Below are 14,837 nucleotides of genomic sequence, written 5' to 3' on the forward strand. Positions count from 1 at the left end.
GGGGCAATGTCGGCAAAGGGGAATTGCGCAGTGAGTCAAGAGAACACGAACATCGAGCGTTGGAATCTGGCCGAGCGCCATCTGTGGGCGCCACTGGGGTGGGACGCGCACGCCGTTTCGCGGGTATTGCAGGAGATCGCCAGCCACGCGGTCGATGATGCCGACCTCTATTTTCAATATCGCCATGCGGAGTCGTGGTCACTGGAAGAGGGGATCGTCAAAGCGGGAAGCTTTTCGATCGACGCAGGGGTCGGCGCCCGGGCGATCCATGGCGAAAAACAGGCGCTCGCCTACACCGATGTCCTTGAGCCGGACGCAGTGCGTGACGCGGCGCGAACCGTCCGGGCGATTGCCGCGCAGGGGCAGGCGGGTGTCACTGCGGTGCCGCTTGCGCGGGTAGCGGCCGTTACGCCGCAATACCCGGCGGTCGATCCGGTTCACACCTTGGCCGCTACCGACAAAGTGGCGCTGTTGCAGCGCTTGGAAGCCAAAGCACGGGCGTTGGAATCGAGACTCGATCAGGTGATGGCGCATCTCGTTGCGGTGTGGGAAGCGGTGATCGTTGCGCGGCTCGATGGGACGCTTGCGTACGACATTCGGCCGCTCGTGCGCTTGTCGCTCACCGTGATCGCGCACGACAACGGACGGCGTGAAGTGGGGTCCGCCGGGATCGGCGGGCGTTATGGCTTGGAGCGGTTCGACGAAGCGGTGCTCGACCGCTTGGCCGAACAGGCGGTGCGCCAGGCGCAGGTGAACCTCGAAGCGCGCCCGGCGCCAGCAGGCGAGATGACCGTAGTGCTCGCTGCGGGCTGGCCGGGAGTGTTGTTGCACGAAGCGGTGGGTCACGGACTCGAAGGCGATTTCAACCGCAAAGGGGTTTCCGCCTATAGCGGACGGCTGGGCGAACAGGTGGCGGCGAAAGGGGTGACGGTGGTGGACAACGGGGCGATGCCCGAACGGCGCGGCTCGCTCACCGTCGATGACGAAGGCACTCCCACCGGCGAGACGGTGTTGATCGAAGATGGGGTGCTCGTCGGGTACCTCCACGACCGGCTGAACGCGCGTTTGATGGAGATGCGTCCTACTGGCAACGGCCGGCGCGAATCCTACGCCCATTTGACGCTACCGCGCATGACCAATACCTACCTGCGCCCCGGCCCATACGCGCCGGAAGAGGTGGTGGCAAGCCTCGATCGCGGCATTTACGCGGTGCAGTTTGGCGGCGGGCAGGTCGATATCACCTCCGGCAAGTTCGTCTTCGAGATGAGCGAAGCGTACTGGGTGGAGAACGGCAAGATCCAATATCCGGTGAAGGGAGCGACGCTGATCGGAGATGGGCCGGAAGTGATGCGGCAGGTGACGATGATCGCGAACGACTGGGCGTTGGACCCGGGAATTGGCACCTGCGGTAAAGAGGGGCAGAGCGTCCCCGTAGGGGTGGGGCAGCCGACGCTTCGGATCGAGCGGATCACCGTGGGTGGGACCGGAGGTGCGTAAAGGCGAAGCACGAAGGAGCATGCGATGAACCAGTACGACATTGCGGTGGTGGGCGCTGGTCCAGCAGGATTGGCGTTTGCGTTGGCGGCGGTACCATTGGGATTGCGCGTTGCGCTTTTCGATCAGCAACCGGAAGCGCAGCTCGCTGATCCCGCACCGGATGGCCGAGAGATCGCGCTCACCCACGCGTCGCGCGCCACGCTCGAACGCTTGGGGGTCTGGTCGCATATTCCGGAAGCGGAGGTGTCGCCGCTCAAAGATGCGCAGGTCTTCGACGGCCCGTCGCTCCTGGCGTTGCGTTTTCGCGCAGCCGACGCGGGAACCGATGCGATCGGTCTGTTGGTTCCTAACCACTGGATCCGTCGCGCGTTGTACGAGACGGTGACCGAGCGCGGTGCTGCGACGCTGATCACTGGGGCGCGGGTCGCGTCGGTGGTGCGGGGTGACCGCGAGGTGTCGCTCACGCTGGAAGAGGGCAGGACGTTCCGAGCGTCGTTGCTCGTTGCCGCCGATACCCGGTTTTCGCGGGTGCGGGCGCAGGTGGGGATCGGTGCCAGCCGACTCGACTTCCAGCGGACGATGATGCTCGTACGCATGACGCACGACGCGCCGCACGGGCACGTGGCATGGGAGTGGTTCGGCTACGGTGGCCAGACATTGGCGCTGTTGCCGCTCAACCACAACGTGAGCGGGATCGTGGTCACGATGGCGCACGCGGAGATCGCGCGGCTCATGGCGCTTTCGGATGCCGCGTTGGCAGAAGAGCTCACGCGTCGCTTCGACGGACGGTTGGGGCGGATGACGGTGGTGAGCGAACGCTTCGCTTACCCGCTCGTTGCGGTCTATGCGCACGATTTCGTGGCGCGGCGGGTGGCGTTGATCGGCGACGCCGCGGTGGGAATGCACCCGGTCACGGCCCACGGATTCAATTTCGGGCTGGCGAGCGCGGTGCGGCTCACCGAAGCGCTTACCTCGGCGCTGGCCGCGGGCGCGCCGCTGCATGCGCAGCGCCATCTCTTGACCTATGAACGAACGCACCGCCGCGCCACCTGGCCGCTCTACCAAGCGACCAATCTGGTGGCTACGCTCTATACCCGCGATGCGTTTCCCGCACGTGTGGCGCGGCGCGCGGCACTCACCGCAGCGGCGTGGTTCCGTCCTTTCCAGCAGGCGGTGTTGAAACAGGTGGTGGCACAATGATGAAGCGAAACGCTCTGCGCCATGCGACGGGTAGCGTGCTCCTAGCGGCGTCGCTGCTGTTTGCGCAACCCATCTTTGCCGAAACGGAACAGCTGCATCGGGTGGCGTTTGCCGAAGCAGTTTCGGCCGAGGTAGCGCACGATCGCACGGTGGCGCTTTTGCGCGCGCAGGCAGAAGGGCAAGACCCCGCCGAGCTCGCCGATCGGGTGAATCGCCAGATCGATGCGGCGTTGAAGCGGGCAAACCGGGTTCCGGGCATCGAAGCGTACACGACCGGCTACCATACCGAAGCGCTGCGGGACCAGGAAGGCGCCCTTCGGAGGTGGGTGGTGCAGCAGCAGCTTCGGTTGGTGAGCGACGACAATTCAGCGCTGGGGCGTTTGGTGGGGGCGCTTCAACAAGAGGGATTGCTGTTGGTAGCGCTTACCGGAACCGTTTCGGAAGCGCAACGGCGAAAAACGCTCGATACGTTGGTGGCACAAGCATTGCATGCGTTCCGGCATCGAGCCGAGCAGGTGACGCAAACGTTGGGTTTTTCGGGCTATCGGCTCGTTCGCATCGACCTCGATTATCCGACCGCGCAGCCGGGCGTGCCGCAAGGCGTTGCGTTTCTGGCCGCACGCGAAGCCGCGCCGGTTCCGATCACGGGCGAGTTGGAAACCCTGACGGTACGGGTTCGCGGGGAAGTGGAATTGCTGCCGCAATCGCAGTAGTCGGCTTTTGGCGTCTCGTCAACGGTTTTGCCACGCTCGGCTCGCGATCAGGCCGATCGCGGCAATGGTTGCGAAGGCTGCCCCACTGAGAAACGTTGCCTTGGGGCCGATTCCAGACCAAAGCCCTCCGGCGAGTGTACTGGCACCGAGGAGGGCCACGCCGCTGATCAGGTTGAACAGACCAAAAGCCGTGCCGCGCAGGTGGTGCGGCGCGTTTTCGGCAACCCAGGCGGAGAGGAGGCCTTGCGTGGCGCCCATGTGTAAGCCCCAGAACATCGCGCCAACGTAGACGAACCAAAAGTGGTCGGCGAGCGCAAGGAGAAGATCGGCGACAATCAAGAAGCCAATGCCCCAGAGCAGAAGGGCCCGACGCTGCCCGCTATCGAATCCTTTGCCGAAAGGATAAGCGCTCACGGCATAGACGAGGTTCATCGCGATCAGCACCAGCGGTGTCCACGTGGCAGCCAGACCCAAGTTTTCGGCGCGCAGAAGGAGAAACGCCTCGGAAAAGCGGGCGAGCGCAAGGATCGCCGCCAAAGCCAAAATCGACCAGAAACGGAGCGGGAGTTCGCGAGCTGCCGCAAGGGTGATCGGCGTGCGGCTTGGGTGAGTCTGCGTGCTGCGTGGCGGTTCGGTCACGGCAAAGAGGATAAAGACGATGGCTAAAAATGCGGGCAAGGTCGCGACCCAAAAGACTAGAGGGAAGTTGTCGCCTGTGGTTGCCATCAGGAGCGTTGCCGCAAGAGGCCCCAGAAAGGCCCCGATGGTGTCCATCGCTTGACGCAGGCCGTACGCCGCACCCCGTTGGGTTTCGGGGGTGACGTCGGCGATGAGAGCGTCACGCGGGGCGCCGCGTATCCCTTTACCGATGCGATCGAGAAAGCGGGCAGTCAGCACCGTTTCGACGCTGTTGGCGAGTGGAAAGAGCGGTTTGCTCACGGCAGCGAGGCCGTATCCGAGCAAAATCAGCGGTTTGCGACGCTGGAAACGGTCGGAGAGCGTCCCCGAGAAAATTTTGACCATGGCGGCGGTCGCTTCCGCTATGCCTTCGATGATCCCTATCGCAACCGGCGAGGCGCCAAGGATAGTAACTAGGAAGAGCGGTAGAAGGCTATGGATCATCTCGGAAGAGAGGTCCATGAGCAGCGAGACGAACCCCAACGCGACGACGCTGCGGGGGAGCGAAGCAATGGCCATCGTTACGTCTTTCGGTTAGCGATAGTGGTTCAGCGCGGCAAAGACCAAATTGGGGTAGGTTGGGTCCCCCAGGCTCCCGTTGTAGCGGCCCAACGCACGCACCAGATCGCCCTGTTCGATATCAAGGTAGTGGCGCAGGATTACGGTTCCGTACCGGAGGTTGGTGCGCAGGTGAAAAAGGTTGTGTTCCGGGGTGCCGATGAGATCGACCCAAAAAGGCATCACTTGCATGTAGCCGTGCGCTCCAGCCGTGGAGACGGCATATTTACGAAAGCGGCTTTCGACGTGGATCACTGCGAGCACCAGATCGGGGGGAAGCCCCGCGCGCGCCGCTTCGTACCAGACGGTGTAGAGGAGTTCGTCACGTTCAATGGGGTCCGGAAGATAGCGTGCAACCCGCGATTGCTGCTTGGCAACCCATTGGGCGCTTTCGGGAAAAGTCGCCGCAAGGGTGGCGATGGGCGGTGGCGCGTCGGCTTGGGTCGCGGTAGCGAGCGCGGCGCGCACCGCGTCGGCAAGCGGTTCGTAGCGCTGTGCGCCCGCCTGGAGGGTAGGGGGCGCACTAAGGAGCGCAAAGAGGAGCAGGAACGTGCCGGTGCGCTTCGCGCCGCGGATCATGTTGCGTGCGTATCCCCCGTCTTCGCATTGCGGATCGCGGCGATCACCTGAGCGAGCGCCTCGGCTTCCGGAAGCACCATATTGTCCGCGGCCCGGCGGTGGCGGATTTCCACGGTCCCCGCGCTCAGACCGCGTTCGCTCACGACCAGTCGCCACGGCACACCAATCAATTCCCAGTCGGCGAACATCGCCCCCGGGCGTTCGTTGCGGTCGTCCAGGATCACGTCGATGCCCGCGTCGCTGAGCGCGCGGTAGATCCGCTCTGCTGCTTCGGCGACTGCAGGCGATTTGGTCGCACCGATCGGACAGACCACGGCTTCGAACGGTGCGATCGGCTCTGGCCAGATGATGCCCCGCGCGTCGTGGTTCTGTTCGATCGCGGCGCCCAGGATGCGGGTCACGCCAATGCCGTAACAGCCCATCTCCATCGGGCGTTCCGCACCGGTTTCGTCGAGAAACGTACACTGCATCGCTTCGGAGTATTTGGTGCGCAGCTGGAAGATATGGCCCACCTCGATCCCTTTGCACAGCGCGAGTACCCCTTTGCCATCCGGGGAGGGGTCGCCGGCGACGACGTTCCGCAAATCGGCCACTTCGGGTTCGGGAAAGTCGCGACCGATATTGACGCCGGTGTAGTGGAAGCCATCACGGTTCGCCCCGGTGACGAAATCGGCCATTTTCGCGACGGTTCGGTCGGCGATGATCCGCCCGTTGAATCCGACGGGGCCGAGTGAGCCGGGGCCAGCGCCGAATGCGGCGCGAATCGCGGCTTCGCTGGCGAAGGTGAGCGGATTCTTGATTCCCGGCAGTTTTTGCGCTTTGATTTCGTTGAGTTCGTGGTCGCCGCGCAACAGGAGCAGCACGGGTTCGCCGCCTTCGCTTTCCACGACCACCGCTTTGACCGTCTGTTCGATGGGGATCTCAAGAAACGCGACCAGATCGGCGATCGTCTTCACCCCCGGCGTGGCCACTTCGGTCAAGGGGGCGGTGGGCTCAGGACGGTCACCTTGCGGAGCAAGCGCTTCGGCCAGTTCGACGTTTGCGGCGTAATCGGAGGTGGGGCAGTACGCGATCGTGTCTTCCCCGGTTTCGGCGATCACGTGGAATTCGTGCGAACCGGTGCCGCCGATCGAGCCGGTGTCTGCGGCGACGGCGCGGAATTCCAGTCCCAGCCGGGTGAAGATTCGGGTGTACGTATCGTACATATTGCGGTATTCCCGCTCCAGGTCGGCAAACGAGGCGTGGAACGAGTAACCGTCTTTCATGATGAATTCGCGGGCGCGCATCACGCCGAAACGGGGGCGGATTTCGTCGCGGAATTTGGTCTGGATCTGATAGAAGTGTTTGGGGAGCTGCTTGTAGCTTTTGATTTCGCGGCGGGCGAAATCGGTGATCACCTCTTCATGTGTGGGGCCGATCACGAAATCGCGCTCATGCCGGTCTTTGAAGCGCAGCAACTCCGGACCGTAGAAGGTCCATCGTCCCGACTCTTGCCACAGCTCCGCGGGTTGCACGGCGGGCATGAGGAGTTCGAGCGCCCCGGCGCGGTTCATCTCTTCGCGCACGATCGCTTCGACTTTGCGCAGGCTCCTGAGTCCCAACGGGGTCCAAGTGTAGATACCCGCTGCGACCTTTTTGATGAAACCGGCGCGGATCATCAGCTTTTGGCTGACGATTTCGGCATCCGACGGATCTTGCTTGAGCGTTGCGATAAAGAATTGACGCGCTTTCATAGAGCAACACACCGTAGTCATGGTTTGTCATCATGGGCGAGTTTAGCACGCCAGTTTGCCGCTTCGGTTGCAGGAAAGCGGGAAAAAGGGTACATTGATGCGGTGCAGCAAAAAGGAACCGATCATGATGAACGCGCATCCGGTGGTGTGGATCGAGAACAAGACCTTCGAAGAGATCACCGTGGGTGAGGGGGCAAAGATCACCCGGACGCTGCGCCCCGAGGACATCCACCTTTTCGCGGTGCTTTCGGGAGACCTCAACCCGACCCACGTCGACCCGGAATTCGCCCGATCGGGTCAGTTTCGCGAAATCGTCGGCCATTCGATGTGGGGTGGGGCGCTCTTTTCCGCGATCTTGGGGACGGAATACCCTGGGCCCGGCACCGTCTATGTGCGGCAAGACTTGCGTTTCCACCGTCCGATCGTGATCGGGGATACGCTCACCGCGCGGGTGACGGTACGGGAAAAGTTCGCCCACAACCATCACGTGCTCTTCGATTGCACGGCGACCAACCAGGAGGGGTTGCTGGTGATCGATGGCACCGCGGAGGTGGTCGCGCCCACGGAGAAGATTCGGCGGCCGCGGGTCGCTCTGCCGGAAGTGACGATCTCTGATAAGGAACTCCGCTACCAGCACCTGATGGCACTGATGCGCGGATTGCCTCCGGTGCGGATGGCGGTGGCGCACCCGTGCAGCGAATATGCGCTTTTGGGGGCGTTGGAGGCGAAGGAGGCGGGGGTGATCGACCCGGTGCTCGTGGGGCCGCGAGCACGCATCACCGCGTTGGCCGAGCAACTGGAGGTGTCGCTCGACGGCGTTACGCTGATAGACACGCCCCATTCGCACGCGTCTGCCGAAGTGGCGGTGGCGCTTTGCCGCAAAGGGGAGTGCGCGGCGTTGATGAAGGGGTCGCTGCACACCGACGAATTGATGAGTGAAGTGGTGAACAAAGAGCGGGGGTTGCGGACCGACCGTCGCATTTCCCATGTGTTCCTTGCCGACGTTCCCACCTACCCGCATCCGCTGATGATCACCGACGCGGCGATCAACATCGAACCGACGCTCGAAGAGAAGCGCGACATCGTGCAGAATGCGATCGATCTGGCGCATGCGATCGGGATCACCGAACCGAAAGTGGCGATCCTCTCCGCAGTCGAAACGGTCAATCCGAAGATCCGCTCGACGGTCGAGGCGGCGGCGCTCTGCAAGATGGCCGACCGCGGACAGATCACCGGAGGGTTGCTGGATGGCCCCTTGGCGTTCGATAACGCGGTTTCGCTCGTCGCGGCAAAGGTCAAAGGGATCCGCTCTGCGGTTGCGGGCAATGCCGACATTCTGGTCGTGCCCGACTTGGAAGCAGGCAATATGCTGGCGAAGCAGCTCGAATATCTGGCGAATGCGCTGATGGCGGGAATCGTTTTGGGGGCGAAGGTGCCGATCGTGCTCACCAGCCGCGCCGACACCCCGGAAACGCGGGTGGCGAGCTGTGCGCTTGCGCAGATTCTGGTTGCGGCGAAAGCGCAAGGGATGGCGTTGCCGTCGTGACCGATCTGGCGATGAGGGCCGCCGCGAGTGGTTCCGTGACGCGCTGGAGACGGCGCAGCGGGTTTCTCGGACGAAACGACCCAGGAACGAAAAAATGATGATCGAACCGCAACCGCACACCCAGGCGATCCTCTGTTTGAACGCGGGCTCTTCCAGCCTCAAATTCGCCCTGTTTCCGTGTGACGAAAACGGGGTGGCATCTACCGCGCAGTGGTGGGGAAAGATCGACGGGATTGGTCTAGGGGCGGCGCAGTTGCAGTGGCAGTGCGCTAACGAAGCAGGCGCGCAAGAAGCCAACGCGGCCCCCCTGGGCAACAAGCCAACTGCCACTGCCGCGGTGCGCGCCCAAGCGGGTAGTCAAGCCGCCGAGGGACGGATCGCGTTACCGCTCGACGGCGACCTGGAGGCACAGCATGACGCGGCGCTCACGGCGCTGTTGGCGTGGATCGAAGCACATTTGGCCGGGGTGACGGTGGCGGCCGTTGCGCATCGCGTGGTGCATGGCGGGCACGAGTTCGCTGCGCCGGTGGCGATCGACGATGGGGTCTTGACGCAACTCCAAGCGTTGATTCCGCTGGCGCCGCTTCATCAGTCACACAATCTGCGGCCGATCCGGTTGTTGCGCGCCCGCCACCCTGATTGGCTCCAGGTGGCCTGTTTCGACACCGCGTTTCATCGCTCGCAGCCGTGGCAGGCGCAGATGATGCCCTTGCCGCGCCGTTACTGGGAGGCGGGGGTGCGACGCTACGGATTCCATGGTCTCTCTTACGCCTATGTGGCCGGGCGCTTGCCGGAAGTTCTGGGACCGGAGCGCGCGGCGGGGCGTGTGGTGGTGGCCCACCTGGGCAACGGTGCGTCGATGTGCGCGCTTTACAGGGGCAAGAGCGTCGCTTCGACGATGGGGTTCACCGCGCTCGATGGTTTGATGATGGGTACCCGCTGCGGGACGATCGATGCGGGGGTTGTGCTTTATTTGTTGCAACACGAAAAACGTGACGCGAGCGCGATCGAACACATCCTCTACAGCGAATCCGGGTTGCTCGGCGTTTCCGAACTCAGTTCCGACATGCGCACGCTCCTGGCAAGCGACGACCCGAAAGCGCGCGAAGCGGTCGAACTTTTCTGTTACCGGGTGGCGCGGGAGTTGGGGTCGCTGGCTGCCGCGCTGCAAGGGTTGGATGCGCTGGTGTTTACCGGCGGGATCGGCGAACACGCAGCGCCCGTGCGTGCCCGCATCGCCCAATACGCCGCGTGGCTTGGCGTGGTGATCGACGACGCAGCGAATGCAGCGGCGGTGGGAAGGCTACCTGATGGCTATCGACGCATCGAAGCGGCAGCAAGCCGCGTCGCGGTGGCGGTGGTGGCGACCAACGAAGAGGCGGTGATGGCCAATGCGGCGTGGGAAGTGGGGTTTGGGCGAAACGAAGGAAGCAAGAAATAGTACCCACGCACCGTGTTCTGCGGTCTTACACAAGGGTCAGCGTGCCGTTCTGGGCTTGCTGCCAGTTGCGGGTGGGACGGTCGTAAGGGGTGTTGATGATGAGGGATTTAGGGCGCATGGGATGACTTACTTAGCGCGATCACACCAATATTCCGGTGCTCGGTGTAGGTGAGCGACGGCGATGATTTCCAGGCGCACACCCTGGACTCGGTATATCAGCCCATACGGAAAATGCCGTAATCGGCAGCGACGCAGACCATTTCCAAGCGGATGCCAAGCTTCTGGAAGACGTTTGATCAGGTCACGACAGGCTTGCACTTCATCGAGAAACCGGCGTCCCAGACCGGGTTGCTCCTGCTCGTAGAAGGCAAAGGCTTCCTCCAGTTCCTGGCGGGCCGCGGCAGCAAGGTAGGTTTTCACGATTGGCGTAGGTCAGTCAGCACCTGGTCGAAGTCCTCCCACGGCATCTCCCCTTTTTCCAGGGCTTTGAGACGGGCTTGGCATTCTTGCCGCCACAATTCATCCAACGTCTGGTTTGGCTGATCCAGACTGGCAAGCAGTTCATCCACCAGCCGGGCGCGTTCGCTGGGGGGCAGTCTCTTAGCGATTTCGGCAATCTGTTCGGTGGCGGCAGTCATAGTCATTCCTCCAATCCGATGATTTTCAGCGATTCACTCTCCCTTCGCTACCCTTCGATCCGCAGCGCTGCAAAAAGCGCGCCGAGATCGAGCGCCCCCAGCCGTTTGCCGTGGTACTTTTCGGGCAGGCGGCGGTTCGCTTCCACCAGCGCCGGTGCCCGAACGCCATGCGCAAGCGATTGCGCCGCCTCGGTGAGTGCCGCGAGTTCGTCCATCGCTTTGATGAGCGGGCCGTCGATCGGGTCGCAGGCATCACGGTCGAGCGCTTCCGGGACCGTTTCATCCGCCAGGATACGCCATTGCCCGTCTTCGCGTACCCGGCAGGCGAACTCCGTTTCCGTATAAGCGCGCAGTTGCGCATGCCAGTTTTCGGGTAGGAGCGGCAGGAGCACTTCGGCCATCAACCGCCGTTCTTCCGCTTTGAGAAGGGCTTCCACGCCTGGCGCTTCGCGTTTGATCGGCGAAATCACATCGCGGGTGAGCACCTCCGGCAAATCGTGAAAGAGCGCGCCGTAAAAGGCGTTAGAGCGGCGCTGCGTGCTTTTTGCGCCCAGCTCCCGTGCGCCGCAGTAGCTCAAAATCGCGACGAACAGCAGATGCCCGAGCACTGAGGTTTTCGGTAGCCGCGGCGTCTGCGCCCAGCGCTGTTGGAAACGCAACTGCCCGACCAGGTCGACGAAACCGAAGAGGCGTTTTCCCAGCGCGATTTTTTGTACGCCGATGAGGTCGTAGTGCGCTTCGATCTCCCCTTCGATCGCGGCTTTCGTCTGTTCGATGCCGTAGAGGAAGGGGGCGGTGTGGTAGATGAGGCGAAACTCCCACTGCGTAGCTAAGTAGTGCGCCGCTTTGAGAATACGGCGCTCGAGGGTGGGCGCTGGTGCGGTGAGGTGGGTGCGAATCGCCGTAAAGAGCGCGCCGTCAGCGACCGGGGTGACGGCGGGCGCCAGCCGTTCGAGCGCCCATTCGGTAAGCGCTTGCCCCTTTTCCGCCATCAAACGGTGAAAGATCGGCGGCTTCAGGTCGGTGAGGACGATGCGGTGGAGGCACTCGGCGATGGTGCCGCCGATGAGCGCTTCCCAGTCGATCGATTTGCCCGCATCTTCCTCGGCGCGCGCCAAAACCCACGCGATGATCGCTTTGTGCGCTTGCTTGTCGAGCTCCGTGAAAGGCATCGGGCGTGGATGGTCGTTCCAGCGCTCGATGCTGGCTGCGGAAAAGAGCAGCGTGACGAACTCGGCCGGGATCATCGTCCGTTTTGTGGTTTGTGGAGGATGGTGTCCCGTTTCAACGCTTCGCGTGCGCGCAAGTCGGCAAGGTCGTCTTCGCGGCTCGACGGTACCTCGATGCCATCGGCAACATAGCCGTGCCCTTTCATGATGATTACCACCAAGCAGCCGAACCCCACCGTGAAGACGATGATGACGTGGAGCACCAGTGCTGCGAGCGTGAGGATATCCACTGTGTTGAGGTATTTTTCCGCGGCCGGTCCCAGATCGGCATACCACCACCGCGCGATGAGTGGTGGCAATGCACACGCCAGCAATCCTCCAGCAAACCAGCGCGGCAGGCGTTTGAATAGCTTCCATTCCAAACCGGCGGGGGCTTTGCGGCTGCCGGGCAAGCGGCGAAGCCAGGGGGAGGTTGGGGGCGTCATCGCGTGGATTCCATTGTCGTTTCTTGTTATTCTACTGCGCGTCTTTCTTGGTTGCCAAAAAAAATCGTGCCGATTTTGATTGCGGTCAACAAACCGTACGGGGTCCTCAGCCAATTTTCCGGAGAACCGCCGGAAGCGACATTGCGGGCGTACGTGCCCGTTCCCAACGTCTATCCAGCCGGGCGGCTCGACAAAGAGAGCGAGGGGCTTTTGCTGCTCACCGATTACGGCTCGTGGCAGGCGCGGATCAGCGACCCCCGCTTCAAATGGCCGAAGACCTATTGGGTCCAGGTCGAAGGGGAGGTGAGTGACGCGGCGCTCGCGCAACTGCGTCACGGCGTTCGCCTCAAGGATGGGGTGACCCTGCCCGCGCACGCGGTGCGAATCGTGCCGCCGGATCTGTGGCCGCGTGTGCCGCCGGTGCGGTTTCGCAAAAGCGTGCCGACGAGTTGGATCGCACTGACGCTCCGCGAGGGGCGTAACCGCCAGGTGCGGCGGATGACCGCAGCGGTGGGGTTTCCGACGCTCAGGCTCGTCCGCATTGCAATCGGCCCTTACGATCTGCGCAACTTGCGGCTTCAGCCGGGCGAATGGCGCATTGTGAAGCGGGGTGCGGTCGGCTCACGGTTGTGAGTCATTGCGGTGGCGAAACCTCTTGCTGCGGTGTGCGCCCAGTAAGGAGCTTGCCACAGTGCGGGCACGTGCGTGTTTCTTTGCATTCGCTTTTGAGTACTTTCAAGGATGCGGTACCACCGAGCCCGAAGGCGGTTTCGGGGTGATGAGACGGTGGGGTTCATGCCGTGCAGTATAAACTTGGAATGAAACGGTGCGCAGGTTGGCGCGAGGAGGTGCGATGGTTTTCGGTTGGGGGTTTGCAGCGCGTGCGCGCCGCGCGGGATGGGTAGTCTGTTGTGCTGTGTTGGTTTGGTTGAGCGGCTGGCGCGGTACGGTGGCCGCAGAGCCGCTTCTGCCCTTGGTGACGCTGCGTGCTGGGCTCTATCAGATCACTGCGGAATTGGCAGCGACGCAACGCGCACGGGAACAGGGGTTGATGTTTCGCACAGTACTGCCGCCCAATCACGGGATGCTCTTTCGCTTTCCGTTTCCTGACCGCCACTGCATGTGGATGAAAAACACCCCGTTGCCGCTCGCGGTGGCGTTTCTCGACGATGCTGGCCGCATCGTCAATATCGCCGAGATGGCGCCCCATACGCTGACGACCCACTGCGCCGCACAACCGGTACGCTGGGCGCTCGAAATGCCCGGCGGCTGGTTTCGGGAACGGGGTATCGTCGTCGGTATGCGCATCCACGGGCTCGACGCGGTCGACAAATAGCCGCTTTTTTGCCTCGTTTTCTCCGTGATGCGACACGCGCGGCGCCGTGATAATGGAGCCTGTCGAAGCAGGTGAGCGGCGCGATGGCCGAAGAGAGCGACCTCGAAAAGACCGAACAGCCGTCTGCGCGAAGGATCGAGCAGGCGCGGGAAGAGGGGCAAATTCCCCAGTCGCGGGAACTGGCCTCTTTCTTGGTGTTGCTGGTAGGCGTTTCGGTGCTGATGGTCACCGGCAGCTGGATGGGGGAGCGCATCGCTCGTTTGGTCCAGGCCGTGTGGTCGTTCGGAACCGAGCGCGCGTTCGAGGTGACGACGCTCCTTGCGCTGTTGCCGTACGTGGTCAAAGAGACGTTGCTCGCGTTGACGCCGCTCTTTCTCTTTCTGCTGGTTGCTGCCGTGGCGGGGCACGTCGCGGTCGGCGGGTTTCTGTTCGTACCCAAACTGCTCGCGCCGAAATGGAGCCGCTTGAATCCGATGCAGGGGATCAAACGGGTCTTTTCGCTCAATGGGCTGGTGGAACTCGCCAAAGCGGTGGCGAAGACGGTACTGGTGGGCGTAGTGGCCTGGTGGACGCTCACTTCGGAAACCGACCGGGTACTCGCGCTCATCCGCATGCCGCTCGAACACGCCGCGGCCCAATTCGTCGACGCGATCGGTTGGGATGCGCTGTGGTTGGTGGGTGCGATCGCGCTGATCGCCGCAGCCGACGTGCCGTATCAGCTGTGGAGTTACACCAAGAACCTGCGGATGACGAAAGAGGAGGTCAAGCGCGAACACAAAGAGCTGGAAGGGGATCCGCAGGTCAAAGGGCGTATCCGTGCGGTGCAGCGTGAAATGGCGCGGCGGCGGATGATGGCCGAGGTGCCGAAAGCGACCGTCGTGGTGACCAACCCGACCCATTTCGCGGTAGCGTTGCGCTACGAACCGCAGAAGATGGCGGCACCGGTGGTCGTCGCGAAGGGGCGCGGCGCGGTCGCGCTCAAAATCCGCGAATTGGCCGAAGCGCATGCAGTGCCGCGTGTCGAGGCGCCAGCGCTCGCGCGTTCGCTCTATGTCCATACCGAAGTGGGGGAAGCGATTCCCGCCGGGCTCTATCTTGCGGTAGCGGAAGTGTTGGCGTATGTCTATCAGCTCGACCAATGGATGGCGCGTGGCGGCCCGAAACCGGAATTGCCGCCAGAGCTGGAGATTCCCGAACCGCTCTATGTACCACCCCCTGAGGAAGCAACCGAAGCCTTCGTGAGGAGAAGCTAAGTGGCGAGCCC

15 protein-coding genes are annotated in these 14,837 nt (G+C 62.8%); 8 read left to right on the plus strand and 7 right to left on the minus strand.

Annotation, left to right across the window (positions count from 1 at the left end):
- Positions 1–6 precede the first annotated feature (6 nt).
- From tldD to ACYQ4Z_RS08665, 3 genes are read left to right on the plus strand one after another with little or no spacing between them, the layout of a single operon-like run.
- Entirely contained in the window at positions 7–1,497 is a 1,491-nt protein-coding gene (gene tldD / locus ACYQ4Z_RS08655; protein WP_438438990.1) for a metalloprotease TldD, read from the plus strand.
- Between the two features lie 24 nt (positions 1,498–1,521).
- Positions 1,522–2,697: a 5-demethoxyubiquinol-8 5-hydroxylase UbiM gene (gene ubiM, locus ACYQ4Z_RS08660; protein ID WP_459860680.1), complete on the plus strand. Its 1,176-nt coding sequence runs from the start codon at positions 1,522–1,524 to the stop codon at positions 2,695–2,697.
- Positions 2,694–3,410 carry an SIMPL domain-containing protein gene (locus ACYQ4Z_RS08665; RefSeq protein ID WP_459860681.1) on the plus strand — a complete coding sequence of 239 codons (717 nt, stop codon included), beginning with the start codon at positions 2,694–2,696 and terminating at the stop codon, positions 3,408–3,410. Before ubiM ends, ACYQ4Z_RS08665 begins: the two co-directional genes overlap by 4 nt.
- A gap of 18 nt (positions 3,411–3,428) precedes the next feature.
- On the opposite strand, the gene ACYQ4Z_RS08670 is transcribed toward ACYQ4Z_RS08665, so the two are convergent.
- From ACYQ4Z_RS08670 to ACYQ4Z_RS08680, 3 genes are read right to left on the minus strand one after another with little or no spacing between them, the layout of a single operon-like run.
- Positions 3,429–4,607 carry an MFS transporter gene (locus ACYQ4Z_RS08670; protein ID WP_459860683.1) on the minus strand — a complete coding sequence of 393 codons (1,179 nt, stop codon included), beginning with the start codon at positions 4,605–4,607 and terminating at the stop codon, positions 3,429–3,431.
- A 15-nt stretch (positions 4,608–4,622) separates the two neighbouring features.
- Positions 4,623–5,225, minus strand: coding sequence for a lytic transglycosylase domain-containing protein (locus tag ACYQ4Z_RS08675; protein ID WP_219973114.1), 603 nt, complete (start codon positions 5,223–5,225; stop codon positions 4,623–4,625).
- Positions 5,222–6,958 carry a proline--tRNA ligase gene (locus ACYQ4Z_RS08680; RefSeq protein ID WP_459860685.1) on the minus strand — a complete coding sequence of 579 codons (1,737 nt, stop codon included), beginning with the start codon at positions 6,956–6,958 and terminating at the stop codon, positions 5,222–5,224. Before ACYQ4Z_RS08680 ends, ACYQ4Z_RS08675 begins: the two co-directional genes overlap by 4 nt.
- Before the next feature lie 124 nt (positions 6,959–7,082).
- On the opposite strand from ACYQ4Z_RS08680, the gene ACYQ4Z_RS08685 reads away from it, so the two are divergent.
- Positions 7,083–8,504: a bifunctional enoyl-CoA hydratase/phosphate acetyltransferase gene (locus ACYQ4Z_RS08685; protein ID WP_459860687.1), complete on the plus strand. Its 1,422-nt coding sequence runs from the start codon at positions 7,083–7,085 to the stop codon at positions 8,502–8,504.
- A gap of 94 nt (positions 8,505–8,598) precedes the next feature.
- Positions 8,599–9,945, plus strand: a complete 1,347-nt coding sequence (locus tag ACYQ4Z_RS08690) for an acetate/propionate family kinase (protein ID WP_459860689.1) — start codon at positions 8,599–8,601, stop codon at positions 9,943–9,945.
- 126 nt (positions 9,946–10,071) lie between these two features.
- Here ACYQ4Z_RS08690 and ACYQ4Z_RS08695 read toward each other — a convergent pair whose 3' ends face one another.
- Genes ACYQ4Z_RS08695 through ACYQ4Z_RS08710 form a run of 4 tightly spaced genes read right to left on the minus strand, consistent with a single transcriptional unit; the run spans position 10,072 to position 12,237 of the window.
- The gene (locus ACYQ4Z_RS08695) at positions 10,072–10,365 is read right to left on the minus strand and encodes a type II toxin-antitoxin system RelE/ParE family toxin (RefSeq protein ID WP_219973123.1); all 294 of its coding nucleotides are present in this window, start codon (positions 10,363–10,365) and stop codon (positions 10,072–10,074) included.
- Entirely contained in the window at positions 10,362–10,589 is a 228-nt protein-coding gene (locus ACYQ4Z_RS08700) for an addiction module protein (protein WP_459860691.1), read from the minus strand. Before ACYQ4Z_RS08700 ends, ACYQ4Z_RS08695 begins: the two co-directional genes overlap by 4 nt.
- 41 nt (positions 10,590–10,630) lie before the next feature.
- A complete protein-coding gene (locus ACYQ4Z_RS08705) occupies positions 10,631–11,830 on the minus strand; it encodes an HD domain-containing protein (protein WP_219973127.1) in 1,200 nt (399 codons plus the stop codon).
- Positions 11,827–12,237 carry a hypothetical protein gene (locus ACYQ4Z_RS08710; protein WP_119335598.1) on the minus strand — a complete coding sequence of 137 codons (411 nt, stop codon included), beginning with the start codon at positions 12,235–12,237 and terminating at the stop codon, positions 11,827–11,829. Before ACYQ4Z_RS08710 ends, ACYQ4Z_RS08705 begins: the two co-directional genes overlap by 4 nt.
- Positions 12,238–12,303: 66 nt before the next feature.
- Here ACYQ4Z_RS08710 and ACYQ4Z_RS08715 point away from each other — a divergent pair, with 66 nt between their 5' ends.
- From ACYQ4Z_RS08715 to flhB, 3 genes are all read left to right on the plus strand, one after another.
- A complete protein-coding gene (locus ACYQ4Z_RS08715; protein WP_459860694.1) occupies positions 12,304–12,870 on the plus strand; it encodes a pseudouridine synthase in 567 nt (188 codons plus the stop codon).
- Between the two features lie 220 nt (positions 12,871–13,090).
- Positions 13,091–13,573: a DUF192 domain-containing protein gene (locus tag ACYQ4Z_RS08720; RefSeq protein ID WP_459860696.1), complete on the plus strand. Its 483-nt coding sequence runs from the start codon at positions 13,091–13,093 to the stop codon at positions 13,571–13,573.
- An 83-nt stretch (positions 13,574–13,656) separates the two neighbouring features.
- Positions 13,657–14,826, plus strand: a complete 1,170-nt coding sequence (gene flhB / locus ACYQ4Z_RS08725; protein ID WP_119335596.1) for a flagellar biosynthesis protein FlhB — start codon at positions 13,657–13,659, stop codon at positions 14,824–14,826.
- Positions 14,827–14,837 lie beyond the last annotated feature (11 nt).

The sequence above is a fragment of the Hydrogenophilus hirschii genome, assembly GCF_054656675.1.